Annotated in this window: 25 protein-coding genes, 1 other RNA gene and 1 pseudogene; 18 read left to right on the top strand and 9 right to left on the bottom strand. The window is 59.2% G+C overall.

Going from position 1 to position 25,283, the window contains the following annotated elements; translation table 11 throughout:
* Window positions 1-4: 4 nt before the first annotated feature.
* Window positions 5-790 carry a transporter substrate-binding domain-containing protein gene (locus tag ACN1C3_RS00875; RefSeq protein WP_419113895.1) on the bottom strand — a complete coding sequence of 262 codons (786 nt, stop codon included), beginning with the start codon at window positions 788-790 and terminating at the stop codon, window positions 5-7.
* A gap of 256 nt (window positions 791-1,046) precedes the next feature.
* Between ACN1C3_RS00875 and ACN1C3_RS00870 the strand changes: the two genes are divergently transcribed.
* From ACN1C3_RS00870 to ACN1C3_RS00850, 5 genes are all read left to right on the top strand, one after another.
* Window positions 1,047-1,754, top strand: coding sequence for a FadR/GntR family transcriptional regulator (locus ACN1C3_RS00870; RefSeq protein ID WP_419113894.1), 708 nt, complete (start codon window positions 1,047-1,049; stop codon window positions 1,752-1,754).
* A gap of 123 nt (window positions 1,755-1,877) precedes the next feature.
* Window positions 1,878-2,207, top strand: coding sequence for a thioredoxin TrxA (gene trxA / locus ACN1C3_RS00865; protein ID WP_064680366.1), 330 nt, complete (start codon window positions 1,878-1,880; stop codon window positions 2,205-2,207).
* 246 nt (window positions 2,208-2,453) lie between these two features.
* Entirely contained in the window at window positions 2,454-3,713 is a 1,260-nt protein-coding gene (gene rho / locus ACN1C3_RS00860; protein WP_019694195.1) for a transcription termination factor Rho, read from the top strand.
* Between the two features lie 140 nt (window positions 3,714-3,853).
* A complete protein-coding gene (gene ubiD / locus ACN1C3_RS00855; RefSeq protein WP_419113893.1) occupies window positions 3,854-5,320 on the top strand; it encodes a 4-hydroxy-3-polyprenylbenzoate decarboxylase in 1,467 nt (488 codons plus the stop codon).
* Window positions 5,320-6,288: a CDP-6-deoxy-delta-3,4-glucoseen reductase gene (locus ACN1C3_RS00850; RefSeq protein WP_419113892.1), complete on the top strand. Its 969-nt coding sequence runs from the start codon at window positions 5,320-5,322 to the stop codon at window positions 6,286-6,288. Before ubiD ends, ACN1C3_RS00850 begins: the two co-directional genes overlap by 1 nt.
* Before the next feature lie 15 nt (window positions 6,289-6,303).
* Here the strand turns inward: ACN1C3_RS00850 and ACN1C3_RS00845 are convergent, their stop codons facing one another.
* Window positions 6,304-6,783, bottom strand: a complete 480-nt coding sequence (locus ACN1C3_RS00845; RefSeq protein WP_419113891.1) for a sn-glycerol-3-phosphate transporter — start codon at window positions 6,781-6,783, stop codon at window positions 6,304-6,306.
* Window positions 6,784-7,137: 354 nt separating this feature from the next.
* Here ACN1C3_RS00845 and ACN1C3_RS00840 point away from each other — a divergent pair, with 354 nt between their 5' ends.
* Entirely contained in the window at window positions 7,138-7,785 is a 648-nt protein-coding gene (locus ACN1C3_RS00840) for a gamma-glutamylcyclotransferase (protein ID WP_419113890.1), read from the top strand.
* A 75-nt stretch (window positions 7,786-7,860) separates the two neighbouring features.
* Here ACN1C3_RS00840 and ACN1C3_RS00835 read toward each other — a convergent pair whose 3' ends face one another.
* A complete protein-coding gene (locus ACN1C3_RS00835) occupies window positions 7,861-8,838 on the bottom strand; it encodes an NADPH:quinone oxidoreductase family protein (RefSeq protein ID WP_419113889.1) in 978 nt (325 codons plus the stop codon).
* Window positions 8,839-9,015: 177 nt separating this feature from the next.
* On the opposite strand from ACN1C3_RS00835, the gene ACN1C3_RS00830 reads away from it, so the two are divergent.
* Window positions 9,016-9,423: a flagellar basal body-associated protein FliL gene (locus ACN1C3_RS00830; protein ID WP_419113888.1), complete on the top strand. Its 408-nt coding sequence runs from the start codon at window positions 9,016-9,018 to the stop codon at window positions 9,421-9,423.
* Window positions 9,424-9,485: 62 nt separating this feature from the next.
* Here the strand turns inward: ACN1C3_RS00830 and ACN1C3_RS00825 are convergent, their stop codons facing one another.
* The gene (locus ACN1C3_RS00825; RefSeq protein WP_419113887.1) at window positions 9,486-9,935 is read right to left on the bottom strand and encodes an EVE domain-containing protein; all 450 of its coding nucleotides are present in this window, start codon (window positions 9,933-9,935) and stop codon (window positions 9,486-9,488) included.
* 22 nt (window positions 9,936-9,957) lie between these two features.
* Here ACN1C3_RS00825 and ACN1C3_RS00820 point away from each other — a divergent pair, with 22 nt between their 5' ends.
* On the top strand, window positions 9,958-10,278 hold the full coding sequence (locus tag ACN1C3_RS00820; protein WP_419114227.1) for a hypothetical protein: 321 nt from the start codon (window positions 9,958-9,960) through the stop codon (window positions 10,276-10,278).
* A gap of 35 nt (window positions 10,279-10,313) precedes the next feature.
* Here ACN1C3_RS00820 and ACN1C3_RS00815 read toward each other — a convergent pair whose 3' ends face one another.
* The 4 genes from ACN1C3_RS00815 to ACN1C3_RS00800 form a co-directional block, all read right to left on the bottom strand.
* A complete protein-coding gene (locus ACN1C3_RS00815) occupies window positions 10,314-10,919 on the bottom strand; it encodes a 5-formyltetrahydrofolate cyclo-ligase (RefSeq protein WP_419113886.1) in 606 nt (201 codons plus the stop codon).
* A 92-nt stretch (window positions 10,920-11,011) separates the two neighbouring features.
* Window positions 11,012-11,190, bottom strand: a non-coding RNA gene (gene ssrS, locus ACN1C3_RS00810) — 6S RNA.
* A 30-nt stretch (window positions 11,191-11,220) separates the two neighbouring features.
* A complete protein-coding gene (locus ACN1C3_RS00805; RefSeq protein WP_419113885.1) occupies window positions 11,221-11,538 on the bottom strand; it encodes a cell division protein ZapA in 318 nt (105 codons plus the stop codon).
* Entirely contained in the window at window positions 11,535-11,744 is a 210-nt protein-coding gene (locus tag ACN1C3_RS00800) for a TIGR02449 family protein (RefSeq protein ID WP_007982902.1), read from the bottom strand. Before ACN1C3_RS00800 ends, ACN1C3_RS00805 begins: the two co-directional genes overlap by 4 nt.
* A 139-nt stretch (window positions 11,745-11,883) precedes the next feature.
* Between ACN1C3_RS00800 and ACN1C3_RS00795 the strand changes: the two genes are divergently transcribed.
* The 9 genes and pseudogenes from ACN1C3_RS00795 (at window position 11,884) to gcvH (ending at window position 21,009) form a co-directional block, all read left to right on the top strand.
* On the top strand, window positions 11,884-12,438 hold the full coding sequence (locus tag ACN1C3_RS00795; protein ID WP_419113884.1) for a YecA family protein: 555 nt from the start codon (window positions 11,884-11,886) through the stop codon (window positions 12,436-12,438).
* Window positions 12,439-12,465: 27 nt separating this feature from the next.
* Window positions 12,466-13,800, top strand: coding sequence for a Xaa-Pro aminopeptidase (pepP, locus tag ACN1C3_RS00790; RefSeq protein ID WP_419113883.1), 1,335 nt, complete (start codon window positions 12,466-12,468; stop codon window positions 13,798-13,800).
* Window positions 13,797-14,981 (top strand): 2-octaprenyl-6-methoxyphenyl hydroxylase, encoded by a 1,185-nt coding sequence (gene ubiH, locus ACN1C3_RS00785; protein ID WP_419113882.1) that lies wholly within the window; start codon window positions 13,797-13,799, stop codon window positions 14,979-14,981. Before pepP ends, ubiH begins: the two co-directional genes overlap by 4 nt.
* Before the next feature lie 11 nt (window positions 14,982-14,992).
* A pseudogene (locus ACN1C3_RS00780) lies at window positions 14,993-15,079 on the top strand (tetrameric acyl-CoA thioesterase); the annotation flags it as partial.
* Between the two features lie 9 nt (window positions 15,080-15,088).
* Window positions 15,089-16,306, top strand: coding sequence for a 2-octaprenyl-3-methyl-6-methoxy-1,4-benzoquinol hydroxylase (locus ACN1C3_RS00775; protein WP_419114220.1), 1,218 nt, complete (start codon window positions 15,089-15,091; stop codon window positions 16,304-16,306).
* A 202-nt stretch (window positions 16,307-16,508) separates the two neighbouring features.
* Window positions 16,509-17,510 carry an extracellular solute-binding protein gene (locus ACN1C3_RS00770; RefSeq protein ID WP_419113881.1) on the top strand — a complete coding sequence of 334 codons (1,002 nt, stop codon included), beginning with the start codon at window positions 16,509-16,511 and terminating at the stop codon, window positions 17,508-17,510.
* A gap of 207 nt (window positions 17,511-17,717) precedes the next feature.
* Window positions 17,718-19,334, top strand: a complete 1,617-nt coding sequence (locus tag ACN1C3_RS00765) for an ABC transporter permease (protein ID WP_419113880.1) — start codon at window positions 17,718-17,720, stop codon at window positions 19,332-19,334.
* Between the two features lie 156 nt (window positions 19,335-19,490).
* Complete coding sequence (gcvT, locus tag ACN1C3_RS00760; RefSeq protein WP_419113879.1) at window positions 19,491-20,573, top strand: glycine cleavage system aminomethyltransferase GcvT; 1,083 nt, start codon at window positions 19,491-19,493, stop codon at window positions 20,571-20,573.
* A gap of 52 nt (window positions 20,574-20,625) precedes the next feature.
* On the top strand, window positions 20,626-21,009 hold the full coding sequence (gcvH, locus tag ACN1C3_RS00755) for a glycine cleavage system protein GcvH (RefSeq protein WP_419113878.1): 384 nt from the start codon (window positions 20,626-20,628) through the stop codon (window positions 21,007-21,009).
* A 55-nt stretch (window positions 21,010-21,064) separates the two neighbouring features.
* On the opposite strand, the gene ACN1C3_RS00750 is transcribed toward gcvH, so the two are convergent.
* On the bottom strand, window positions 21,065-22,207 hold the full coding sequence (locus ACN1C3_RS00750) for a DegT/DnrJ/EryC1/StrS family aminotransferase (protein WP_419113877.1): 1,143 nt from the start codon (window positions 22,205-22,207) through the stop codon (window positions 21,065-21,067).
* 177 nt (window positions 22,208-22,384) lie between these two features.
* Here ACN1C3_RS00750 and gcvP point away from each other — a divergent pair, with 177 nt between their 5' ends.
* The gene (gene gcvP, locus ACN1C3_RS00745; RefSeq protein WP_419113876.1) at window positions 22,385-25,258 is read left to right on the top strand and encodes an aminomethyl-transferring glycine dehydrogenase; all 2,874 of its coding nucleotides are present in this window, start codon (window positions 22,385-22,387) and stop codon (window positions 25,256-25,258) included.
* Window positions 25,259-25,283: the final 25 nt, after the last annotated feature.

Genomic DNA, 25,283 nt, shown 5'->3' with positions numbered 1-25,283 from the left:
GTGATCAGAGATCAGCTGGCAGCGGCTGCTTGAGCCACCGCTGAGAATTTTTTTCCAGGCTGCCGTCGGTTTTCGCTGTGGCCAGAATCTGATTCACCTTCTCCAGCAGCGCCGGCTCGTTCTTGTTCACGCCGACGTAGACCGGCGAGTCCTTGAGTTTCACCTTCAGGGCGGGAATACGCTTCGGGTTGCGTTCGCTGATGGTGACCATCACCACGTTGCCGCTGGCAATCAGGTCAACCTGGCCGGCCAGGTAGGCGGCGATGGTCGAGTTGTTGTCTTCGAAGCGCTTGATGGTCACACCTTGCGGGGCCACGGCTGTCAGCTCGATGTCTTCGATGGCGCCACGGGTGACGCTGATGGTTTTGCCTTTCAGATCGTCCAGGGTGCTGATGGTCGCATCGGGCGGACCAAACACCGCAAGATAGAAGGGCGCGTAGGCGTGGGAGAAGTCGATGACTTTTTCGCGCTCAGGGTTTTTGCCGAGGCTGGAAATTACCAGGTCGACCTTACCGGTCGTCAGGAACGGAATCCGGTTGGTGCTGTTGACCGGGGTCAGTTCGAGTTTGACCTTGAGCTGCTCGGCCAGCAGCGCAGCGGTGTCGATGTCCAGGCCGCGGGGCTTCATGTCCGGCCCGACCGAGCCGAAGGGCGGGAAGTCCTGCGGCACGGCAACCTTGAGGGTGCCGCGTTTGACGACATCTTCCAGGCCGTCGGCATGGGCGGGCACCTGACTCAGCATCAGGCTGGCAAACAGGGCAGTGAGCAGGGCGCTGCAACGCTTGGTCATGGTAACTCTCCGAATCCAGGGAAGTGATTTCTGCGTTCGGACGTTGCACAGCCCATGCCAGCCGCCTCGAAATGCGCTGGGGAGCCGGGTTTGTCTGGGGTCTATCGGTCTTACTGGTCTGAACAGTTGAGGCGCTTTCTGCCCCGTTATCGAGCGTCGTCCGGCAGGCCTGAACCCGCATGGGGCGTGACTTGCCGTAAGGCGCCAATAGCTTTACAACTAGCCGGTCACTGGCCTGATCCCTCTGAAAAAAAACATGAATTCGATCTCCCTCGCCGTACCCGAAGTGGCCCTGCAAGCCATTCGAAAACTGATCGTCGAACAAGGCTTCGGGCCGGGGGATATGCTGCCCTCGCAGCGGGATTTGGCGTTGCAACTGGGTGTTAGCCGGGCCTCGTTGCGTGAGGCGTTGTCGTCCTTGAGCGCGTTGGGGGTGATTAGTGTGCAGCCGGGAAAAGGCGTCTTCGTGCAGTCGCTCATTGACTTGCCTCGCAGCGAGTCGGGTTTGTCCTGGCCCTTCGCGGCTCAGGCATCGCCTGTGGATATCTTCCAGTTGCGCTATGCCCTGGAAGGTTTTGCGGCAGGTTTGGCGGCGGTGACGCTGACGGCGGATGAACTGGATGCTCTGGAGGACAATGTCGAGGCGATGCGCAACGAACTGCGTGCCGAAGAGTTCGACGCCGCGGCGCGGCTGGATTTCGAGTTTCACCAGCGAATCCTGCTGGCCAGCGGCAATCAGGCGATGTTGAGCATTCTCAGTACCAGCGCCGAGATATTTCTGGAAAGTCAGAAATTACCGTTCATCCGGCCCGAACGCGCCATGGAAACCTGGCAGGAACACCGAAAAATCCTGCGTGCATTGGCTCGCCGTGCATCCGGCGCCGCGCAAAAGGCTATGCACGAACACGTGCGTAACGCAGCCCTGCGCACCGGGATTGCCATCGTGACTCCCACGACGTCTTGAGTTGAGCTATACCCAAACTCATGCGCCGCCATAGTGAGAGTCAATCACCTGCGGCTTCCTGAACGGGGGAAGGGCGGCTATGATGGGCAACGTTTTTTTTTGCTTACAACCCCGGAGACATCCATGAGCAGCGATCTTATCAAGCACGTCACCGACGCTACCTTCGAAGCAGAAGTCCTGCAGGCTGCTGGCCCTGTGCTCGTTGACTACTGGGCTGAGTGGTGCGGCCCTTGCAAAATGATCGCCCCGGTTCTGGACGAAATCGCTGGCACCTACGCTGGCAAACTGACCGTCGCCAAGCTGAACATCGACGAAAACCAGGAAACCCCGGCCAAGCATGGCGTGCGTGGTATCCCGACACTGATGCTGTTCAAGAACGGCAACGTCGAAGCCACCAAGGTCGGCGCGCTGTCGAAGTCGCAACTCGCTGCATTCCTCGACGCCAACATCTAAGCGTCGTTGTTGTGAGTCATGAAAAAGCCCCGCAAATTGCGGGGCTTTTTCATGAAAGAGGGCTAGACGCTCTGAAACTCAAGTGGTACATTCGGCCCCGCACTGGTTTCTCCAATGCCCCCTGCTAGCCGTCGCCGACGCTCTCCTTTTCGATTAGTACGCGATCCTGTCGCCTTCTCTGCGGCGCGGCCTCATTAAGCCAAAAGCTTAATTTCCCCCCTCCATAAATGATTACGTCATTCCTATATGAATCTGACTGAACTCAAGCAAAAGCCGATTACCGAACTGCTCGAATTGGCCGAACAGATGGGCATAGAAAATATGGCCCGTTCGCGCAAGCAGGACGTGATTTTCTCCCTGCTCAAAAAGCACGCTAAAAGCGGCGAGGAAATCTCCGGTGATGGCGTGCTGGAGATTCTCCAGGACGGCTTCGGCTTCCTCCGCTCTGCTGACGCGTCCTATCTCGCCGGCCCAGACGATATCTACGTCTCGCCGAGCCAGATCCGTCGCTTCAACTTGCGCACCGGTGACACCATCGTTGGCAAGATCCGCCCTCCGAAGGAAGGCGAGCGTTATTTCGCCCTGCTGAAGGTCGACACGATCAACTACGATCGTCCAGAGAACGCGAAAAACAAGATTCTCTTCGAGAACCTGACCCCGCTGTTCCCGACCGTGCGGATGAAGATGGAAGCCGGTAACGGTTCCACTGAAGACCTCACCGGCCGTGTGATCGACCTGTGTGCGCCGATCGGTAAAGGCCAGCGCGGCCTGATCGTCGCTCCGCCGAAAGCCGGTAAAACGATCATGCTGCAAAACATCGCAGCGAACATCGCCCGTAACAACCCGGAAGTTCATCTGATCGTTCTGCTGATCGACGAGCGTCCGGAAGAAGTAACCGAAATGCAGCGTACCGTACGCGGCGAAGTGGTTGCCTCGACGTTCGACGAGCCGCCAACCCGCCACGTGCAGGTTGCCGAAATGGTGATCGAGAAGGCCAAGCGCCTGGTCGAACACAAGAAAGACGTGGTGATCCTGCTCGACTCCATCACTCGTCTGGCTCGCGCCTACAACACCGTGATCCCGAGCTCCGGCAAGGTCCTCACCGGTGGTGTCGATGCTCACGCCCTGGAGAAACCGAAACGTTTCTTCGGCGCTGCGCGAAACATCGAAGAAGGCGGTTCGCTGACCATCATCGCTACCGCGCTGGTTGAAACCGGCTCGAAGATGGATGAAGTGATCTACGAAGAATTCAAAGGCACCGGCAACATGGAACTGCCTCTGGATCGCAAGATCGCGGAAAAACGTGTCTTCCCTGCGATCAACATCAACCGTTCCGGCACTCGCCGTGAAGAGTTGCTGACCGCTGACGACGAGTTGCAGCGCATGTGGATCCTGCGCAAGCTGCTGCACCCGATGGATGAAGTCGCAGCCATCGAGTTCCTGGTCGACAAGTTGAAACAGACCAAGACCAACGATGAGTTCTTCCTGTCGATGAAGCGCAAGTAAATCGAGCAGGTCAGCAAAAGCCGGGGAAACCCGGCTTTTTGCTATCTGATCATTGATGATCTGCAGGTCACTATTCTGAACAGGTGGGTTCGGCGCTAAACTCATGCCCCCGAACGCCACGGCCAAAACGAGGCTTATGCATGCAGTATCGCGACTTGCGCGACTTTATCAGCGGCCTGGAAAAACGCGGCGAACTCAAGCGCATCCAGGTTCCTGTGTCCCCAGTGCTGGAAATGACCGAAGTCTGCGACCGCACTTTGCGCGCCAAAGGCCCGGCCCTGCTCTTTGAAAACCCGACGGGTTATGACATTCCAGTGCTCGGCAACCTGTTTGGCACACCGGAGCGCGTTGCCTTGGGCATGGGCGCCGAAGCAGTCAGCGAGCTGCGGGAAATCGGCAAACTGCTGGCTTTCCTGAAAGAGCCAGAGCCGCCAAAAGGTTTGAAGGACGCCTGGTCGAAGCTGCCGATCTTCCGCAAGATCATCGCCATGGCGCCGAAAGTCGTTAAAGACGCGGTCTGTCAGGAAGTGGTCATCGAAGGTGATGACGTCGATCTGGCCATGTTGCCGGTGCAGACCTGCTGGCCTGGCGATGTTGGTCCACTGATCACCTGGGGTCTGACCGTTACCAAAGGTCCGAACAAAGACCGGCAGAACCTGGGCATTTATCGCCAGCAGGTTATCGGTCGCAACAAAGTCATCATGCGCTGGTTGAGCCATCGTGGCGGCGCGCTGGACTACCGTGAGTGGTGCGAGAAGCATCCGGGTCAACCGTTCCCGGTTTCCGTGGCGCTGGGTGCGGATCCTGCGACCATTCTCGGTGCGGTCACGCCGGTGCCGGACAGCCTCTCCGAGTACGCCTTCGCAGGTCTGTTGCGCGGCAACCGTACTGAGCTTGTGAAGTGCCGTGGCAACGATCTGCAGGTCCCGGCGACCGCGGAAATCATCCTTGAAGGCGTGATCCACCCGGGCGAAATGGCCGATGAAGGTCCTTATGGCGACCACACCGGCTACTACAACGAAGTCGACAGCTTTCCGGTGTTCACCGTCGAGCGCATTACCCATCGCATCAAACCGATCTACCACAGCACCTACACCGGTCGTCCACCGGATGAGCCGGCGATTCTCGGCGTAGCGCTGAACGAAGTGTTCGTGCCGATCCTGCAAAAACAGTTTCCCGAGATCACCGACTTCTACTTGCCGCCCGAAGGTTGCTCGTACCGCATGGCCATTGTGACCATGAAGAAGCAGTATCCCGGTCATGCGAAGCGGGTAATGCTCGGTGTCTGGTCGTTTTTGCGACAGTTCATGTATACCAAGTTCGTTATCGTCACTGACGACGATATCAACGCACGCGACTGGAACGACGTGATTTGGGCCATCACCACGCGCATGGACCCCAAGCGCGACACGGTGATGATCGACAACACGCCAATCGACTACCTCGACTTCGCCTCGCCGGTTTCCGGCCTGGGGTCGAAGATGGGGCTCGATGCCACGCATAAATGGCCCGGTGAAACCACGCGCGAGTGGGGCCGGGTTATCGTCAAGGATGAGGCGGTCACCCGCCGGGTCGATGCCATCTGGAATCAGTTAGGAATAGATTGATGCGTGTAACCTTGCAGCCGTCCGGAGCAGTGCTTGAGATATTGCCCGGCGAGCGGATTCTCGATGGGGCTCGGCGCCTGGGCTACGAATGCCCGCAGAGCTGTCGCAATGGCAATTGCCACGTGTGTGGCGCGCTGCTGGTCGAAGGTCGTGTCGAACAGGCCGGTGATGTCCGTGACCACGGCGAGTTCTACACTTGCATTGCACAGCCGCTGGAAGACTGCATCGTGCTGTGGGATGGCGTCCTTGCGCTGGGAGAACTGCCGGTGCGCAGCCTGTCGTGTCAGGTGAGTGAGTGTGTTGAAGTCGGCGGCGATGTCTGGCGGGTACGGCTGCGGGCGCCAGCGGGCAAACCGCCGCGCTATCACGCCGGCCAGTACCTGATGCTCGAGCGCGAGAACGGCGAGAAATCCGCATTCTCGCTGGCTTCGGCACCCCACGCCGGGCGTGATCTGGAGTTGCATGTGCTGGTGCGCGAAGCCAGTGCACAAAACCTGCTCGAGCAACTACAACGCAACCGCATGGCGCGGATCGAGATGCCGTTCGGCGACACCCACTTGTCTGAACTGCCGGACGGCCCATTGGTGCTCATCGCCGCCGGTACCGGTATGGCGCAGATGCACAGCCTGATCGAGCATTGCCGGGCCAAAGGCTTCAAGCACCCGGTACATCTGTATTGGGGCGTGCGCCAGCCGGACGACTTCTATGAGATAGAGCACTGGGATGAATGGAAGCAACTGCCCAATCTTTATCTGCACAAAGTGGTCAGCGATCTCTGTGGTTGGGAAGGGCGTTGCGGCATGCTGCATGAAGCGGTGTGCGAAGACATTACCGATTTGTCCTCGGTACATGTGTATGCCAGCGGCTCGCCAGCAATGATCTATGCGACCCTCGATGCACTGGTCAGCGCGGGCATGGACGCGCACCAGATGCGCGCCGATGTATTTGCCTACGCCCCCCGGCCTTGAGTCGGGAGAAGGTGCCTAGAAACGTATACCTGTGGTGATCATGACGGCATTGGCGCCGAGCAATACCAGCTCGGCAGCCAATGGGCCATAGTGGGCACCCAGCGACGGAATAATCACCGGTGCCACGCCGAAGCGGTTGAGGGGAATCTTGTCCTGATACTTACCGCTGTAGCCTTCGAGTAGCCCGCCAGTCAGTTTGATATATACCGGGTAGCTGGCGCTATCGTAACGCTTGCCTGCATAGGCGTAGTTTGACCGTTGGCTGAACGAGTTGCGAAACGTCGCCGCGCCAAATACCCAGCCGGACGCTTCATTGCGTTCAAGGCCGATCAGGTCCTGGTTGTTATTGTGATCGGGGTTTGGCGAATAGTGTTTGGTGTAGACGCTGGTCTGCACGTACCAGAAACCTTTGTCCTCTTGTTGCGCGCCTTCCAGTGCCAGTGCATGGGAGGCCTGAGCCATTAACAGCAGGCCGTAAATCCATAAGTTTTTCATTGTGCGGCCCCGGTCTGGCTGTTTGGCTTGCGCCTGTGGATGGCCGTTATACGCGGGCGTCCGCAGCAAGGGATAGGCGGGATATCCGAGCGATACGTGGGAAATATCCTACTTCATGGCCCTTTATCCTAGAAGGGCGCAGTGCTTATGCATATTTCATTCTGGTATTTAAGATAAATATTAAAGTGTATTAGGCTATATCCAAGGACCTTTAGCGCTCATTGCAGCCTCGGTTATGAAGTATCCGGGTCATACGTCCTTTAGCACTTTTCGTTTTACGGTTACTGCTATATGTTCTATTACGCTCATGTTACTTACATTCTGTAATACCTGTGGGGCCGAACACCATTCACCATGACAGCCATTGAATCTACTTTGTTGAATCTGGCTTACCCTCCGCGGCTCGATCTGGGCGCGCAGCTGACTCACGAACAACTACTCAGCTCGATGCAGGCCACCATGGCCCGGCACAAGGGCGGGCCAGTCTGGCTGTTTGCTTATGGCTCGTTGATCTGGCGCCCGGAATGCTCGGCGGTCGAGCGGGTACGCGGGCGAGTGCATGGCTACCATCGAGGCTTGTACCTGTGGTCTCACGAGCATCGTGGCACGCCGGAAATGCCGGGATTGGTGTTCGGACTGGATCGTGGCGGGTCGTGCAGCGGCTTTGCCTATCGGCTGCCGGAAGAACAGTTGGAAGCCTCTTTGTATGCCCTTTGGCAGCGGGAAATGCCCTACCCCTCTTATCGCCCGCACTGGCTCAGCTGCCGTCTTGAAGACGGAAGTCAGGTTCAGGCATTGGGGTTTGTCCTGGAGCGGCACCTGCCCAGTTACGCCGGCAACTTGCCAGACAGCGTGCTGAGCCAGGTATTCGCCAGCGCTTGCGGGCGCTACGGCACGACTCGCGATTATGTCGAGCAGACCGTCCACGCCCTGCGTAGCCACGCCATGCCAGACCGGAATCTGGAGGCGCGACTCAAGCGCTGCCATTCAGGCTCGCATTAAGCAGTTGTTTTAGTTGGCGTCCTGAGCTCAACAGCCCAATCTACTTTTTAGGGTGATTCGGGCTGATGTCTTTATTTAACGAACCTGTACAACCACTTTCCCAACCGCCTTGCGCTGGCCGAGATCATTGATGGCATTCGCCGCTTGTGCCAATGGATAAACCTGCGACACCAATGGCTTCAACTTTCCCTCTGCAAACCATCCAAACAATTGCTGGAAGTTCGCTGCGTTGTCCTGCGGTTGGCGTTGGGCGAACGAGCCCCAGAACACTCCGATCACAGCGGCGCCTTTAAGCAGAGCAAGGTTCACCGGCAGTTCAGGAATGCGCCCGCTGGCGAAGCCGACTACCAGCAGGCGGCCGTTCCAGGCGATGGCGCGGATGGCTTGGTCGAACAGGTCGCCGCCGACCGGGTCGTAGATGACGTCGGCGCCCTGACCGTCGGTCAGGCGTTTGATTTCGTCTTTCAGATTGGATTCGGTGTAGTTGATGAGCTCATCGGCCCCGGCGGTCTTGGCGACGGCGAGTTTCTCGGCGCTGCTGGCGGCGGCGATGACCCGGGCGCCCATGGCTTTGCCGATTTCCACCGCCGCGAGGCCGACGCCGCCGGAAGCACCGAGCACCAGCAGGGTTTCGCCGGGTTGCAGGTTGGCGCGTTGTTTCAGCGCGTGCATCGAGGTGCCGTAGGTCATGCTGAACGCGGCGGCGGTGTTGAAGTCCATGGTCGCTGGAATCGGCAGTACGTTGTAGCCAGGCACTGCGACCTGCTCGGCGAAGCTGCCCCAGCCTGTCAGCGCCATGACCCGGTCGCCGACCTTGAGATGACTGACCTTTTCACCCACAACGCTGACCACGCCGGCCGCTTCTCCACCGGGGGAAAACGGGAAGGGCGGCTTGAACTGGTATTTGCCCTCGATGATCAGCGTGTCCGGGAAATTTACCCCGGCGGCGTGCACGTCCAGCAGGATCTCGTTCTTCTTCGCTTGAGGACTGGCGACTTCTTCCAGCACCAGCGTTTCGGCAGGGCCGAAGGCTTTGCACAGCACGGCTTTCATCAGGGCTATTCCTTTGGGAGTGGTGGCCGATAAGTGTAGGTGTGTGAGTCAAGCGGTCAACGAGCATGCCCCGCCCTGATAGTCAGCCATAAGCTTTGCGCTTGGGCTCCGACAGGTGGGTCCGTATGCTAGTGGCCATACTGGCCACTAGGCCGCAAACCGGATAAGGAGCGAACTGTGAAAGCGTGGATCATGTTGATGCTGGCCCTGTCTCTGCCAATGGCAGCGATGGCCGAAGAAGCCAAAGAGGGTGCAGCCCCGAAAGTCAGCTACATCAGTCTGACTCCGCCATTCGTTGGCAACTATGGTCTGGATGGCAGCCCGAAACTCAAGGTATTCAAAGCCGACGTGGCCTTGCGTGTGACGGGAGATGAAGCGGCACAAGCGGTGAAGGCCAATGAGCCGTTGATCCGCAATCAGTTGGTGGCGCTGTTTTCCCAGCAAACCACCGAGGCCATGAGTAACGTCGAAGCCAAGGAAAAGCTTCGTCAGGAAGCCTTGAAGCAGACGCAGCAAGTGATGAACGACGAAACCGGCAAGCCGATGGTTGATGACCTGTTGTTCAACAATTTGATTATTCAATAGGATTTTCGGTGTCTGGGCGGGCCTCTTCGCGAGCAGGCCAGTGCAAGCAACTAAGTACTCAGCTAGCGCAACGCCAACACCGCCGCCCATTGCTCGGCTGTCACCGGCATCACCGACAGCCGACTGCCTTTCTGCACCAGCGGCAATTGCGCCAGTGCAGCTTGTTGTTTCAGGTAACCCAGACCCAAGACTTTGGGGAAGGTTTCGACATGAGCGACGTTTATCGCGCTCCACGGATTTTTCTCGGTGCTGGCTTTAGGGTCGTAATACACGCTTTCCGGCTCCAGCGCGGTCGGGTCCGGGTACGCCGCTTCGGCAATTCGCCCGATCCCGGCAATTCCGGGCTCAGGGCAGCTGGAGTGATAGAAGAAAAACTCATCGCCCGCCGCCATAGCCCGCAGAAAGTTACGCGCCTGGTAATTGCGCACACCGTCCCAGCGCGCTTTACCGAGCGTCTCCAACCCTTTTATCGAGAGTTCTTCCGGCTCGGATTTCATTAACCAATAGGCCATCGTTTTTGCTCCAGGAAAGGGAGTGGTCAATTTAGTGGTCAATTTTATGACTAACCGACAGTCGGTTGACGCCGGCGTTTGCGTGTCGGTTCGCGTTACCGCAGAATGCCGGCCTTCGAAGCTTGACGCTGCTGCACGGCCTATAACGGATACCGCTGCTGTCATCGTGTGTGATTTGCCTGAAGGGGGGCAATTGATGAAACGCAAACCGGATTTATTATGGATTTTGGTTATTTTGTTCGGTTTGGGCGTCGTTACCACGGGCTACGCGCAGAGTCTGTGGGCGAACAATAACGATGCACCGATTGAAGTCACTGCACAGCCGAAACCCTTCAAACGCTGAAAATATTCATCAGGCGCTGCTGACTCAAGTGGCGTCTATTCGGTGAAGTACCACTTCTTGTCCGTGACCGTTCCTTGCATCGGCACATCCCAGCTCGCCTGAGCCAGTCTTTCGACCTTCTGACATTCATGGGCCAGCCCCAGCAATGTCGGCTTGCGCCAGGTTTTGCGGCGTGCCAGATACGCGAGGCTGCGGTCATAGAAGCCGCCGCCCATCCCCAGACGCCCACCGAATTCATCAAAGCCCACCAGTGGTAACAACACCAGATCCAGCGCCCAGACCTTGCGTTGTCGGGCCGCGTTGACCTGTGGCTCGAGAATGCGGAAACGATTGGGCTGCAACTTTTCCCCTGGGCGAATGCGCTGGAACACCATCTTGGTTCGCGGCCAGGCGCTGAGTACCGGCAGATAGGTGACCTTGCCCCGACGCTGAGCGGCACGCAGCAGCAAGCTCGGATCGATTTCACCGTCGGTGGGTAGATAAAGAGAGATATGTTTTGCCCGGCGAAACAGCGGGTGCTGTGCCAGTTGCCGATAAAGTCCGCGGGCCGCCTCGCGTTGCTCAGCGGGAGTGAGTGCGCGGCGGGCTTTGCGCAGCATGCGTCGAAGTTGCGGGCGGGATAGCGGCGCAGGTTCGATCATGGATTATGGCTGATCAGGATTGAGCGCGGCAGGATGGCGTACTCATAAAAAGCCAAAGCCAGCTTGAAAAAACTGGCTTTGGACTGGAATTCAGGCTCCCCGGATGAACCGCTGTCGACTTAGCCCTTGAACCCGAAAGTTCAAGGTGGAAGATGCAGTAGGCCTTAAGGCTTTCCGTCTAGCGGACATGCACACCGGCCCAACGTGCAACCTCCAGGGTAGTGCGAATCGGCTCAGGGACATCGCCAACTGGCAAGCACCCCAGGGAGTGGCGCGAGTATACCGCAACCACCTTCAGGAATCAGCCCTTGCTGACATCCGGATCGGTGGCGAGCACCAGATCGACGCGATCGAGCAGATCGCGAACCTGCTCACGGGTCGAGCCGCTGGCCTGCACTTCAGGGCGCTGCTGGTTATGCAACATGTCATGGGTGATGTTCAGCGCGGCCATCACGGCAATGCGATCAGCACCAATGACTTTGCCGCTGCTGCGGATTTCGCGCATCTTGCCGTCCAGGTAGCGGGCGGCACTCACCAGGTTGCTGCGCTCTTCCTGGGGGCAGATGATCGAATATTCTTTGTCGAGGATCTGCACGGTAACGCTATTGCTTGAACTCATGAGTCTTGCTCCAGGGCCTTCAGGCGCGAAATCATGGATTCGACCTTACGCCGGGCTATTTCGTTCTTTTCAATGAGGTGCGCGCGTTCTTCGCGCCAGGTTTTTTCCTGAGCTAATAAGAGTCCATTTTGGCTCTTTAGTTGCTCGACCCTGGTAATTAGCAGTTCGAGTCTGGCCATCAGTGCTTGCAGGTCGGTGTCTTCCATTGGGTTCCACTGGATTTGTCTGATGAATGGCACTGGCTGGGCAAACGAGTTGGCGGCCTCGATAGTCTTGGCGCGTCTGCCGATGCTACGATACAAGGCCTTCATTCTAGACATTGCGCCGCTTGGCGCCTAGCAGCCCATGCCCATTCAGAATTCTCCGTATCACGCGTTCGCCACCCTGCTCAATACCAGCGGCCATCCTGTCTCGCCTGCCGAACTGCATGGCCTGTTGCTGGGGCGCAGTTGCGCCGGCGCCGGTTTCGAAGCCGACAGCTGGTTGGTTGATGCTGCCGAACTGCTTGGCAGCCCTGCTGAAGACAACGTCCGCAATGCCTTGATCGGCCTGCAGGAAATGGTCAAAGGCGAACTGACCAGTGACGACATGACCGTTGTCCTGCTGTTGCCGTCCGATGATGCGCCGCTGACCGAGCGTGCCGAGGCCTTGGGCCAGTGGTGCCAGGGTTTCCTCGCCGGCTTCGGTCTGACCTACCGCGACAACGCTCTGAGCGCTGAAGCCACCGAAGTCCTGCAAGACCTCGCGGCCATTGCCCAGGTGCAAGATGCCCTGGAAGAGTCCGACGATGGCGAAAATGACTACATGGAAGTCATGGAGTACCTGCGGGTCGCGCCATTGCTGCTGTTCACCGAGACCAAAAAACCGGCTGAACCTGCTGCAAAGCCTTCGCTGCATTAATTGTTTGATAGGGAAATCCATCTGCCCATGATTCATATCCCGAAATCGGAATACACCCGTCGCCGCAAGGCGCTGATGGCGCAGATGGAACCCAACAGCATCGCGATTCTGCCTGCCGCCGCCGTGGCGATCCGCAATCGTGATGTCGAGCACGTCTACCGTCAGGACAGCGATTTTCAGTACCTCAGCGGTTTTCCCGAGCCCCAGGCGGTGCTGGTCCTGATGCCCGGTCGTGAGCATGGCGAATATGTACTGTTCTGCCGTGAACGCAACGCCGAGCGGGAATTGTGGGACGGTTTGCGCGCCGGGCAAGAAGGCGCGATCCGCGACTTTGGCGCCGATGATGCCTTCCCGATCACTGACATCGACGACATCCTGCCGGGCCTGATCGAAGGTCGCGACCGGGTCTATTCGGCCATGGGCAGCAACCCGGAATTCGACCGTCACCTGATGGACTGGATCAATGTGATCCGCTCTAAAGCGCACCTCGGCGCCCAGCCACCGAACGAATTCGTTGCTCTGGATCATCTGCTGCACGACATGCGCCTGTATAAATCGGCGGCAGAAGTAAAAGTGATGCGCGAAGCCGCGCGAATTTCCTCGCAGGCCCATGTTCGCGCCATGCAGGCCAGCCGTGCCGGTTTGCATGAGTTCAGCCTGGAGGCGGAGCTGGATTACGAGTTCCGTAAAGGCGGGGCGAAAATGCCAGCTTACGGCTCGATCGTCGCCTCTGGGCGCAACAGCTGCATCCTGCATTACCAGCAGAATGACGCGGTGCTCAAGGACGGTGATCTGGTGCTGATTGATGCGGGTTGCGAGATTGACTGCTACGCCAGCGACATCACCCGGACCTGGCCGGTCAGCGGCAAGTTCTCCCCTGAACAGAAGGCTATCTATGAGTTGGTGCTGGCTTCTCAGGAAGCGGCGTTTGCCCAAATTGCGCCGAACAAGCACTGGAACCAGGCGCACGAAGCTACGGTTCGGGTAATCACCGCGGGGTTGGTAGAGCTTGGCTTGTTGCAGGGCAACGTCAATGAACTGATCGCCAGCGAAGCCTACAAAGCTTTTTACATGCATCGCGCCGGTCACTGGCTCGGGATGGATGTGCATGACGTCGGCGAGTACAAGGTTGGCGGCGAATGGCGGGTGCTGGAGGTCGGCATGGCGCTGACGGTCGAGCCGGGCATCTACATCGCACCGGACAATCAGAACGTGGCGAAGAAATGGCGCGGCATTGGCGTGCGCATCGAGGATGACGTGGTAGTGACCAAGCAGGGTTGTGAAATTCTGACCAACGGCGCACCGAAAACGGTGGCCGAGATCGAGGCGCTGATGGCGGCTGCCCGGACTCAAGCGGCATGAGCCGCGTCAATCTGGCAATCATTGGTGGCGGTCTGGTGGGCGCCAGTCTGGCGTTGGCCTTGCAGGCGGGGGCCAAGGCTCGCGGCTGGAAGATCGTGCTGATCGAGCCTTTCGCCCCCGGCGACACCTATCAACCGAGTTATGACGCCCGCTCCTCGGCGCTGTCCTTCGGCGCCCGGCAAATTTATCAGCGGTTGGGTGTGTGGCAGGAGATTTCCCGTCGCGCCGAGCCGATCAAGCAGATCCATGTTTCCGATCGCGGGCGGTTTTCCACCGCGCGATTGTCGGCCATGGAAGAGGGCGTTCCGGCGCTCGGTTATGTGGTGGAAAACGCCTGGCTCGGTCAATGCCTCTGGCAAGGACTGGACAAGGACGTAATCAGTTGGCGCTGTCCGGCCGAAGTTACGCGCATGGAGCCGCTTGAAGACGGCTATCTCCTGACGCTCAACGATGAAACCACCCTGGAGTGCGACTTGGCGGTGCTGGCCGATGGCGGTCGTTCCGGCCTGCGCGAGCAATTGGGTATCGGCGTCAAAAAGCGTCCGTACAACCAGAGCGCACTGATCGCCAACATCACCCCGAGCGAAGCCCATAACGGTATGGCCTTCGAACGCTTTACCGATGACGGTCCAATGGCCTTGCTGCCGCTGCCGGATAACCGCTGCGCGCTGGTCTGGACCCGCCTGGGCATGGATGCTCAGCGTCTGGCGAGCCTCGATGAGCGCAGTTTTCTCAGCGAGTTGCAGGGCGTCTTCGGTTATCGCCTCGGCGCCCTCAAGCAAGTCGGCGCGCGGCATCTTTATCCGCTGACGTTGGTGGAGGCCGAAGAACAGGTTCGTCCCCATCTGACCGTGTTGGGTAATGCAGCCCACAGCCTGCATCCGATTGCCGGCCAGGGTTTCAACCTGTCCCTGCGCGATGCACAGGCGCTGGCCGATGCGTTGCTGGCCAGCGAGAGCGTGCCGGGCGATTTCGCCACCTTGCAGGCCTATCAGGAACGGCAACGACTGGATCAGCAACTGACCGTCGGCTTCTCCGATCAGGTCACCCGTTTGTTTGGCAGCACCCAGCCGTTGGTCTCGCTGGGTCGCAACATCGGCCTGCTTGGCCTCGATCTGCTACCGCCGGCCAAGCGTTGGTTCGCCAGGCAGGCCATGGGTCTGGGCACGCGTCCCGAATGACCCAACGTTTCGAGACTCATGACGGCAGCGGCACGCCGGTGGCGCGGGTCGATAACCCCCTTTACGTGCGGCTCAAGCCGCAAGCGAGACAGGCTTAAAGCATGGAAATGCGCGCAGATCTGCTGATTGTCGGGGCCGGAATGGTCGGGAGCGCTTTGGCGCTGGCGTTACAGGACAGCGGGCTGGAGGTTTTGCTGCTCGACGGCAGCCCGTTGAGCGTCAAACCCTTCGATTCGCAGGCGCCGTTCGAACCTCGTGTGAGTGCCTTGTCGGCGGCCAGCCAGCGAATTCTTGAGCGTCTGGGCGTCTGGGAGGGCATCGTCAACCGACGCACCAGCCCCTACGCCGAAATGCAGGTCTGGGACGGCAGCGGTACCGGGCAGATCCACTTCTCGGCAGCCAGTGTGCACGCCGATGCGCTGGGGCATATCGTCGAGAACCGCGTGGTTCAGGATGCGTTGCTCGAGCGCTTGCACGACTGCGATATGGGGCTGCTGGCCAATGCGCGTCTGGAGCAGATGCGCCGCTCCGGCGATGACTGGTTGCTGACCCTGGCCGATGGCCGCGTACTACGTGCGCCTTTGGTGATCGCGGCGGACGGTGCCAACTCGGCGGTGCGCCGCCTGACCGGTTGTGCGACTCGCGAGTGGGATTATCTGCATTCAGCCATCGTCACCAGCGTACGCAGTGCAAAACCCCATCAAATGACCGCTTGGCAGCGTTTTACCGACAACGGTCCGCTGGCCTTTTTGCCGCTGGAGCGGGACGGTCAGCAGGACTGGTGCTCAATCGTCTGGTCGACCACTCCGAGTGAGGCTGAACACCTCATGGCACTGGACGACGAAGCCTTCTGTCGTGAGCTGGAACGAGCCTTCGAAGGACGTCTGGGCACGGTACTGAGCGCTGACCCGCGACTCTGCGTACCGCTGCGTCAGCGGCATGCCAAGCGCTATGTAGCTGAAGGCCTGGCGCTGATCGGCGACGCCGCCCACACCATTCACCCGTTGGCCGGGCAGGGCGTCAATCTCGGTTTCCTCGACGCCGCTGTGCTGGCTGAGGTGCTGTTGCAGGCGGCCAGTCGCGGCGAGCGCCTGGCGGACGTGAAAGTGCTCAGCCGTTACGAGCGTCGGCGCATGCCTCACAACCTGGCGCTGATGGCGGCAATGGAAGGCTTCGAGCGATTGTTCCAGGCCGATCCTTTGCCGCTGCGCTGGTTGCGTAATACCGGTTTGAAGATGATCGATCAAATGCCTGAGGCCAAGGCGTTGTTTGTGCGCCAGGCGCTTGGCCTGACCGGGGATTTGCCAGAGTTGGCGAAGGCCTGAATCTTCGGTGTCGCTGATGGCCCCTTCGCGGGCAAGCCACGCTCCCACGGGTATCGCATTTTTCCTGTGGGAGCGGGCTTGCCCGCGAAAGCGATTTTTCAGTCGTGCAACATCTCGTAACTCCTCCGGGGAGTGTTCGGTTGAGATGCTAAATGTGAGTCACTATCATTTCGCCTCAATTTGATTTCGAGAGACCGCTCCTATGTTGGCACCGAAGCGTCTACTGACCGCCCTGGCACTCACACTGATCGGCAGCACCGCTCACGCGGCCGATGAAGTGGTGGTCTACTCCTCGCGGATCGACGAGCTGATCAAGCCGGTGTTCGATGCCTATACCAAGAAAACCGGCGTCCAGGTGAAGTTCATCACCGACAAGGAAGCGCCGCTGATGCAGCGGATCAAGGCCGAAGGCGAGAACGCCACCGCCGACCTGCTGCTCACAGTCGATGCCGGTAACCTCTGGCAGGCAGAGCAGATGGGCATTCTTCAGCCGTTTACCTCCAAAGTAATCGACGCCAATATTCCGCTTCAATACCGTTCGTCCGCCCATCAGTGGACCGGTTTGAGCCTGCGGGCGCGGACCCTCGCCTATTCCACTGAACGGGTAAAACCGGCTGACCTGAGCACCTACGAAGCCTTGGCCGGCAAGCAGTGGGAAGGCCGTTTGTGCCTGCGCACAGCGAAGAAGGTCTACAACCAGTCGCTGACTGCGACCTTGATCGAAACTCATGGTGCAGAAAAGACCGAAGAAATCGTCAAAGGCTGGGTCAACAACCTGTCCACCGACGTGTTCTCCGATGACATCGCCGTGCTTGAGGCGATTAACGCCGGGCAGTGCGATGTCGGTATCGTCAACACCTACTACTACGGCCGTCTGCACAAACAGAAGCCTGCCCTTGCGGTGAAACTGTTCTGGCCGAACCAGGGCGATCGCGGTGTGCACGTCAATCTGTCCGGCATCGGCCTGACCAAATACGCACCGCACCCGGAAGCGGCCAAGGCGCTGGTGGAGTGGATGACCACGCCGGAAGCGCAGAAAATCTTCGCCGACATCAACCAGGAATTCCCGGCCAACCCGAGCGTGCCGCCGTCTGCCGAAGTGGCAAGCTGGGGCAAGTTCGTTCCCGACACCCTGCCGGTGGAAGTGGCTGGCAAGCGTCAGGCCGAAGCCATTCGCTTGATGGACCGTGCTGGCTGGAACTGAGTTGTGGCGAGGGGCCGGGCGGCGTTCCGTTTGCTCCCGCTGGGCTGCGAAGCGGCCCTTGATCTTCATGACACGTTTGATCGTTCCCACGCTCTGCGTGGGAATGCAGCCATGGACGCTCTGCGTCCGCTTCAGAGGTGACTCGGAGCGTCACAGGTCGTGTCCCCACGCAGAGCGTGGGCACAATCAATTGATAGAGAGCTTTTCGTGGCCCATCCCGCCCAACGTCGTTGGTATCCGCTGGTCTTTGTCGTTGCCGCGTTGGTTCTGTTGCCGCTGAGCGTGTTGCTGCTGTCGTGGCAATCGATCGACCAGCAGATCTGGTCGCACCTGTGGGAAACCCAGATGCCGCGCTTGCTCGGCAACACGCTGACACTGGTGCTGGGTGTTGGAGTGGGCGTAACGCTGCTGGGCGTCAGCCTGGCCTGGCTGACCAGCCTCTGCGAGTTTCCTGGCCGGCGCTGGCTGGATTGGGCGCTGATGCTACCGTTTGCGATTCCGGCCTATGTGCTGGCGTTCGTCTTCGTCGGACTGCTGGATTTTTCCGGCCCGGTGCAAACCCTGTTACGCGAATGGTTTGGCACGGGCCTGCGCCTACCTCGGGTGCGTTCCACGGGTGGCGTGATCCTGGTTCTGGTGCTGGTGTTCTATCCGTATGTGTACCTGTTGGCGCGCACTGCCTTTCTCGCTCAGGGCAAAGGCTTGATGGAAGCGGCGCGGGTGCTCGGTCAATCACCGTGGCAAGCCTTCTGGCGCGTGGCGCTGCCCATGGCGCGTCCGGCCATTGGTGCTGGTGTGGCATTGGCGCTGATGGAGACGCTGGCGGATTTTGGCGCGGTGTCTGTGTTCAACTTCGATACCTTCACCACGGCCATCTACAAGACCTGGTACGGTTTTTTCAGCCTCTCCAGCGCGGCGCAACTGGCCAGCCTGTTGCTGCTGGCAGTGATGTTGGTGTTGTACGGCGAACGCCGGGCTCGGGGTGCCAATCGAGCGGGAAACGAACGACCCCGAAGCAAGGCGCTCTATCATCTGCACGGGTTCAAGGCCTTGGCCGCGAGTGGCTGGTGCAGTCTGGTGTTCGCCTGTGCGTTTGTGATCCCCATCCTGCAACTGGTGGTCTGGTTCTGGCAGCGCGGACGGTTCGACCTCGATGAGCGTTATGCCGGGCTGATCGTGCACACGCTCTATCTGGGTGCCATGGCGGCGTTGATCACGGTGAGCGTGGCCTTACTGCTGGCATTTGCCCGACGACTGGCGCCGACCCGGGCAATTCGTTCCAGTGTCAGTCTGGCCAATCTGGGTTACGCCTTGCCGGGTTCGGTGCTCGCGGTGTCGATCATGCTCGCTTTCAGCTATCTGGACCGCGAGCTGGTGATTCCGCTGTCGTCCTGGCTGGGCGGCGCGGGTAAACCCTTGTTGCTTGGCAGCCTGTCGGCGTTGTTGCTGGCGTATCTGGTGCGTTTCATTGCGGTGGCCTATGGGCCGCTGGAAAGTAGCCTGGCGCGGATCCGGCCTTCGTTACCCGAAGCAGGACGAAGTTTGGGCGTCAGTGGGCCACGACTGTTTTTCAAAGTGTATCTGCCGCTGTTGCTGCCAGGCAGCTTGAGCGCCGCGCTGCTGGTGTTCGTCGATGTGCTCAAGGAAATGCCCGCCACCTTGCTGATGCGTCCGTTCGGCTGGGACACGCTGGCCGTTCGCATCTTCGAGATGACCAGCGAAGGCGAGTGGTCGCGGGCGTCCCTGCCGGCGCTGACACTGGTTTTGGTTGGGCTGTTACCGGTCATCGGATTGATCCGGCGTTCCGCTCATCGAATCGGGTAGGTGCCAGTCCTACACCTTGCGGCTACAATGCGCGGCATTCGGTGCGGTCCACCCTTCGGGTCGGGTCACTGAGAACTGCTGAAAGCCGCATTGTCAAAGGCTTTCAGCCAGCCCAGTGCCTGTCCGCACCTTCGCCACGCCCGGAAGGAGAAACCCATGGGACAGCGTACGCCTCTGTATGACCTTCATCTCGCTCTCGGCGCGAAGATGGTCGATTTTGGCGGTTGGGATATGCCTTTGCATTACGGCTCGCAAGTCGAAGAGCACCATCAGGTGCGACGCGATTGCGGGGTTTTTGATGTATCCCACATGACCGTGATCGACGTCAGCGGCCCTCAGGCCGAGGCCTGGCTTCAGCATTTGCTGGCCAATGATGTCGAACGTCTGCACAGTACCGGCCGTGCCCTGTACAGCGCCATGCTCAATGAGCGCGGCGGGGTGGTCGACGACATGATCGTCTACCGCACCGAGGCCGGTTACCGTCTGGTGGTGAATGCCGCCACTCGTGATCAGGACATGGCCTGGATGCAGGCTCAGCTCCGCAACTTTGAGGTGCAACTGCATGAGCGCCCAGAGTTGGCGATGCTGGCGATTCAAGGCCCGCAGGCCCGGGACAAGATTGCCGAACTGGTTACCCAGGCCCGCGGCACGCTGATCCGGCAGCTAAAACCCTTTGAAGGTCAGGCCGAAGGTGACTGGTTCATCGCGCGCACCGGATACACCGGCGAAGATGGACTGGAAATCGTCCTGCCGGCCGATCAGGCACCGGCGTTCTTCAACGATCTGGTCGGCGCGGGCATTTCCCCGATCGGCCTTGGCGCCCGCGATACCTTGCGCCTTGAAGCCGGCATGAATCTCTATGGACAGGACATTCATCAGGATGTCTCACCGCTGGCCGCCAATATGGCCTGGAGTATTGCCTGGGCGCCTGCGACTCGCGACTTCATCGGTCGGGCTGCTCTGGAAGCCGAGCGGGCAGGCGGAGTGAAGCAAAAACTGGTCGGTCTGGTGCTGGAAGAGCGTGGTGTTTTGCGCGCTCATCAAGTGGTTCGCATCGCCGATATTGGCGAAGGAGAGATCACCAGTGGTAGTTTCTCTCCTACGCTTAGCAAGTCGATCGCACTGGCGCGGGTGCCCATGGCAACCGCTGACCGTGCAGAAGTGGAAATCCGTGGCAAGTGGTACCCGGTTCGGGTGGTAAAACCGACCTTTGTGCGTCATGGCAAAGCCTTGATCTAACTTTTTCTGGCGGGCAATCAACCGCTGACATTTCTTCTTGAGGACACAGAATATGAGCGAAATCCCTGTCGACCTGCGTTTTGCCGAAAGTCACGAATGGGCCCGTCTGGATGAGGATGGTGGTGTGAAAGTGGGTATTTCAGACCATGCTCAGGAAGCCTTGGGTGATGTAGTGTTCGTCGAGTTGCCGGAAATCGGCAAGGTGTTCGCCGCCGGTGAGGCCGCGGGTGTGGTCGAGTCGGTCAAGGCCGCTTCGGATATCTACTCGCCGGTCTCCGGTACAGTCATCGCTATTAACGAAGAGTTGGCCAACAACCCGGAACTGGTCAACAGCGCGCCATACGACAGCTGGTTCTTCAAACTCGAGCCAAGCGATACCTCTGAACTGGACAAGTTGCTCGACGCTGCCGCCTACAAGGCTGCTATCGGCGAGTAACTCGTTACGCAATTGAAAAAGCCTCGACTTGTCGAGGCTTTTTCATGGGCGGGCGTTAAGCGTTTTGCAGCACAGCCTTAACTGCAGCCACCGAGCGCTCGACATCGCTTTTGCTCATGGCTGAGAACATCGGCAGTGAAACGATCAAACGACCCACACGTTCCGCGACCGGGAACATGCCTTCCTTGAAGCCGCGTTCGCGGTACAAGCTCAGCAGATGGATCGGCGGGTAGTGATAGCCGATACCGATACCCTGTTCCTGCATTTGCTCCATGAACGTGGCGCGCGCCGGTTTTCCGTCCTTACGCTCCGGTAACACCAGTTGGAACAAGTGCCAGTTGCTGTTCGTGAAGTCGGCAGGTGGTAGCTGAGCTCCGTATTGCGCTTCGAAGTCGCTGCCGAAACAGGCAAAGTAATGCTTGGCCAATTCACGGCGATGGGCGGTGATCGCGTCAATGTGCGCAAACTGCCCAAGGCCAATGGCGGCCGCAACATCGGTCATGTTGAATTTGCCGCCCAACACATCGACATCCAGACCGTCGAAACCGTTGCGGGTGACGCCCTGAAGCCGGTACTTCTCTGCCAGACGTACTTCTTCGGCAGTGTTCAGCACCAGGCAGCCGCCTTCCGAAGAGGTGACGTTCTTGTTCGCCTGAAAACTGAACGAAACAAAATCACCTGTCGCGCCGATGCGTTGGCCGTTCCAGCTGGAGCCCAAGGCTTGCGCGGCATCTTCCAGCACTCGCAGGCCATGTTTCTTGGCTAGCGCGTACAAGCGCTCCATGTCCACCGGCAAACCTGCCAGGAACACTGGGAGGATCGCTTTGGTGCGTGGGGTGATGGCAGCTTCGACCTGCGCCAGATCGATATTGCGGGTGACCGGGTCGATGTCAGCGAACACGGGTGTGGCGCCGACCTCAAGAATCACATTGGCCGTGGCAACCCAGGAGATGGGCGTGGTAATGACTTCATCGCCAGCGCCGATCCCGGCGATGCGCAAAGCGATCTCCATGGTGCAGGTACCGGAATTGAAAGTGCGCACCGGACGGCCGCCAAAATATTCCGACAGTTGGGCTTCGAAGGCCTGCACCTTGGGGCCGCTGGTGATCCAGCCCGAGCGCAGAACATCACCAACTGAGGCAATCGTGGCTTCATCGATGGTGGGTTTTGAAAACGGTAGAAAAGGTAGTTGGCTCATGACGATATTGGTACCCGTTAAGCGGACGGTAAAAACGTAGATCAGGGCTCTCCCTGAGGCTGAACATGATGGTACCGATTGCTCAAAGATGCCATGCCGTCGACCCTCAGAATCGACTGCTATGCTGCTGTGACCGTGTTGCATAGACGCCGAGCGCCATTCAAGAGAGAGCCCGTCATGTCCCAGTTGCCGTCCTTGAGCCAGTTGCGAGACCCCAATGCCTTCCTGCGGCGCCATCTGGGGCCTGATGCCAGCGAGCAGCAGGCCATGCTCGACAGCCTCGGGCTCGGCAGTCGGGTCGAGTTGATCGAGCAGACGGTGCCGCCAGGGATTCGCTTCAACCGGATTCTGGACTTGCCTCCGGCACTCGACGAAGAGGCAGCACTGGCCAAACTCAAAGGATATGCCGAGCAGAACCAGGTCTGGACCAGCCTGATTGGCATGGGCTATCACGGCACCCTTCTGCCTGCGGTGATCTTGCGTAACGTGCTGGAAAATCCAGGCTGGTACACCGCCTACACGCCCTATCAGCCTGAGATTGCCCAAGGTCGGCTCGAAGCGTTGCTGAATTTCCAGCAACTGACCATCGATCTCACGGGCCTGGAACTGGCCAACGCTTCGCTGCTGGATGAAGCCACGGCCGCAGCAGAAGCCATGGCCTTGGCCAAGCGCGTGGCCAAATCCAGAAGCAATCTGTTCTTCGTCGACGAAAACTGCCACCCACAGACCATTTCAGTGGTGCAGACCCGGGCCGAAGGGTTCGGCTTTGAACTGATCATTGATGCTGTGGACAACCTCGCCAGGCATCAGGTGTTCGGCGCGCTGCTGCAGTACCCGGACACCCACGGTGACATCCGCAATTTGCGCCCGCTTATCGACCATCTGCACGCGCAACAGGCACTGGCCTGCGTATCTGCTGATCTGCTGAGCCTGTTGCTGTTGACCCCGCCAGGAGAGTTGGGCGCCGATGTGGTGTTCGGCTCGTCCCAGCGTTTTGGCGTACCCATGGGGTATGGCGGTCCCCACGCGGCGTTTTTTGCCAGTCGCGATGAATACAAACGGGCGATTCCCGGGCGGATCATCGGCGTCTCGAAAGACGCACGTGGCAATGTGGCCCTGCGTATGGCGCTGCAAACTCGCGAGCAGCATATCCGCCGCGAGAAGGCCAATTCGAACATCTGCACAGCCCAGGTTTTGCTGGCCAATATCGCCAGCTTCTATGCGGTTTATCACGGCCCGGAGGGGCTCAAACGCATTGCCCAACGGGTTCACCGACTGACCTGCATTCTGGCAGCCGGTCTGGAGCGCAACGGCATTACCCGCCTCAACAAGCAGTTCTTCGACACCCTGACACTGGAGGTCGGCGGCAGCCAGACGGCGATCATCGAAAGTGCCAAGGACGCGCAAATCAATCTGCGAATCCTTGGGCGTGGGCAGTTGGGCCTGAGCCTCGACGAAACCTGTGATGAGACCACCGTGGCGCGTTTGTTCGATGTCTTCCTCGGTGCCGATCACGGTCTGGATGTCGCTCAGCTGGATGCCGAGGCATTGGCCTCCGGCATTCCGAATGAATTGCTGCGCAGCTCCCCTTATCTGAGCCATCCGGTATTCAGTGCCCATCACAGCGAAACCGAGATGCTGCGCTACCTCAAACAGCTGGAGAACAAGGACCTGGCACTCAACCAGTCGATGATCCCCTTGGGTTCCTGCACCATGAAACTCAATGCCAGCAGCGAGATGATCCCGATTACTTGGCCGGGTTTCGCCAATCTGCATCCGTTCGCACCGAAAGAGCAGGCGGTTGGCTATTCACTGATGATCAGCGAGCTGGAGAGCTGGCTCTGCGCAATCACCGGTTTCGACGCCATTTGCATGCAACCCAACTCTGGCGCTCAAGGCGAATACGCCGGATTGCTGGCAATCCGCAAATACCATGAAAGTCGCCATCAGGGCGCGCGCAACATCTGCCTGATTCCTGCTTCCGCCCACGGGACCAACCCTGCTTCAGCACAGATGGCAGGGATGCAGGTAGTGATCGTCGAGTGCGACGATGCCGGCAACGTCGATCTGGACGACCTGAAAGCCAAGGCCCAGGCTGCAGACGACAAGTTGTCGTGCCTGATGGCGACCTATCCGTCGACCCATGGCGTGTACGAAGAGGGCATCAGCGAGATCTGTGAAGTTATCCACAGCCACGGCGGCCAGGTGTACATGGACGGGGCTAACCTCAACGCTCAGGTTGGGCTGGCGCGGCCGGCGGATATCGGCGCCGACGTTTCCCACATGAATTTGCACAAGACGTTCTGCATTCCCCATGGCGGTGGTGGCCCCGGCATGGGGCCAATCGGCGTGCGGGCGCACCTGGCGCCGTTCGTTGCCAATCACCCGGTGGTGCCGATCGAAGGTCCGCAGCCAGAGAACGGCGCGGTCAGTGCGGCGCCTTGGGGCAGTGCGAGTATTCTGCCGATCAGTTGGATGTACATCGCGCTGATGGGGCCGCAACTGGCCGATGCCAGCGAAGTGGCTATCCTCGCGGCGAACTACCTGGCCGAGCATTTGAGCGGCGCCTTCCCAGTGCTCTACACCGGGCGAAACGGCCGGGTGGCCCACGAATGCATCCTCGATTTGCGGCCGCTCAAGGCGCTAACCGGAATCAGTGAGGAAGATGTCGCCAAGCGCTTGATGGACTACGGCTTCCATGCGCCGACCATGTCGTTTCCGGTGCCGGGCACGCTGATGGTCGAGCCGACTGAAAGCGAGTCCAAGGCTGAGCTGGATCGTTTCATCGAAGCGATGCTGAGCATCCGCGCCGAAATATCCCTGGTGCAGAACGGCACATGGCCCGGCGAAGACAACCCGTTGAAACGCTCGCCCCATACGCTGGCGGATATCACCGGCGTCTGGGAACGGCCATACAGCATCGATCAGGCGGTGACGCCCACGGCTCACACCAAGGCCCATAAGTACTGGCCGACGGTGAACCGCGTCGATAATGTCTATGGCGATCGAAATCTTTTCTGTGCCTGCGTGCCGGTGGATGCCTATCGCTGAACCTATGGGTGTACAGGGCAAAAAA

Origin of the sequence: Pseudomonas sp. H11T01, from assembly GCF_048515765.1 — a bacterium.
In the GTDB taxonomy this organism is placed as follows: Bacteria; Pseudomonadota; Gammaproteobacteria; order Pseudomonadales; family Pseudomonadaceae; genus Aquipseudomonas.
This window is presented reverse-complemented; position numbering and strand designations above follow the sequence as displayed.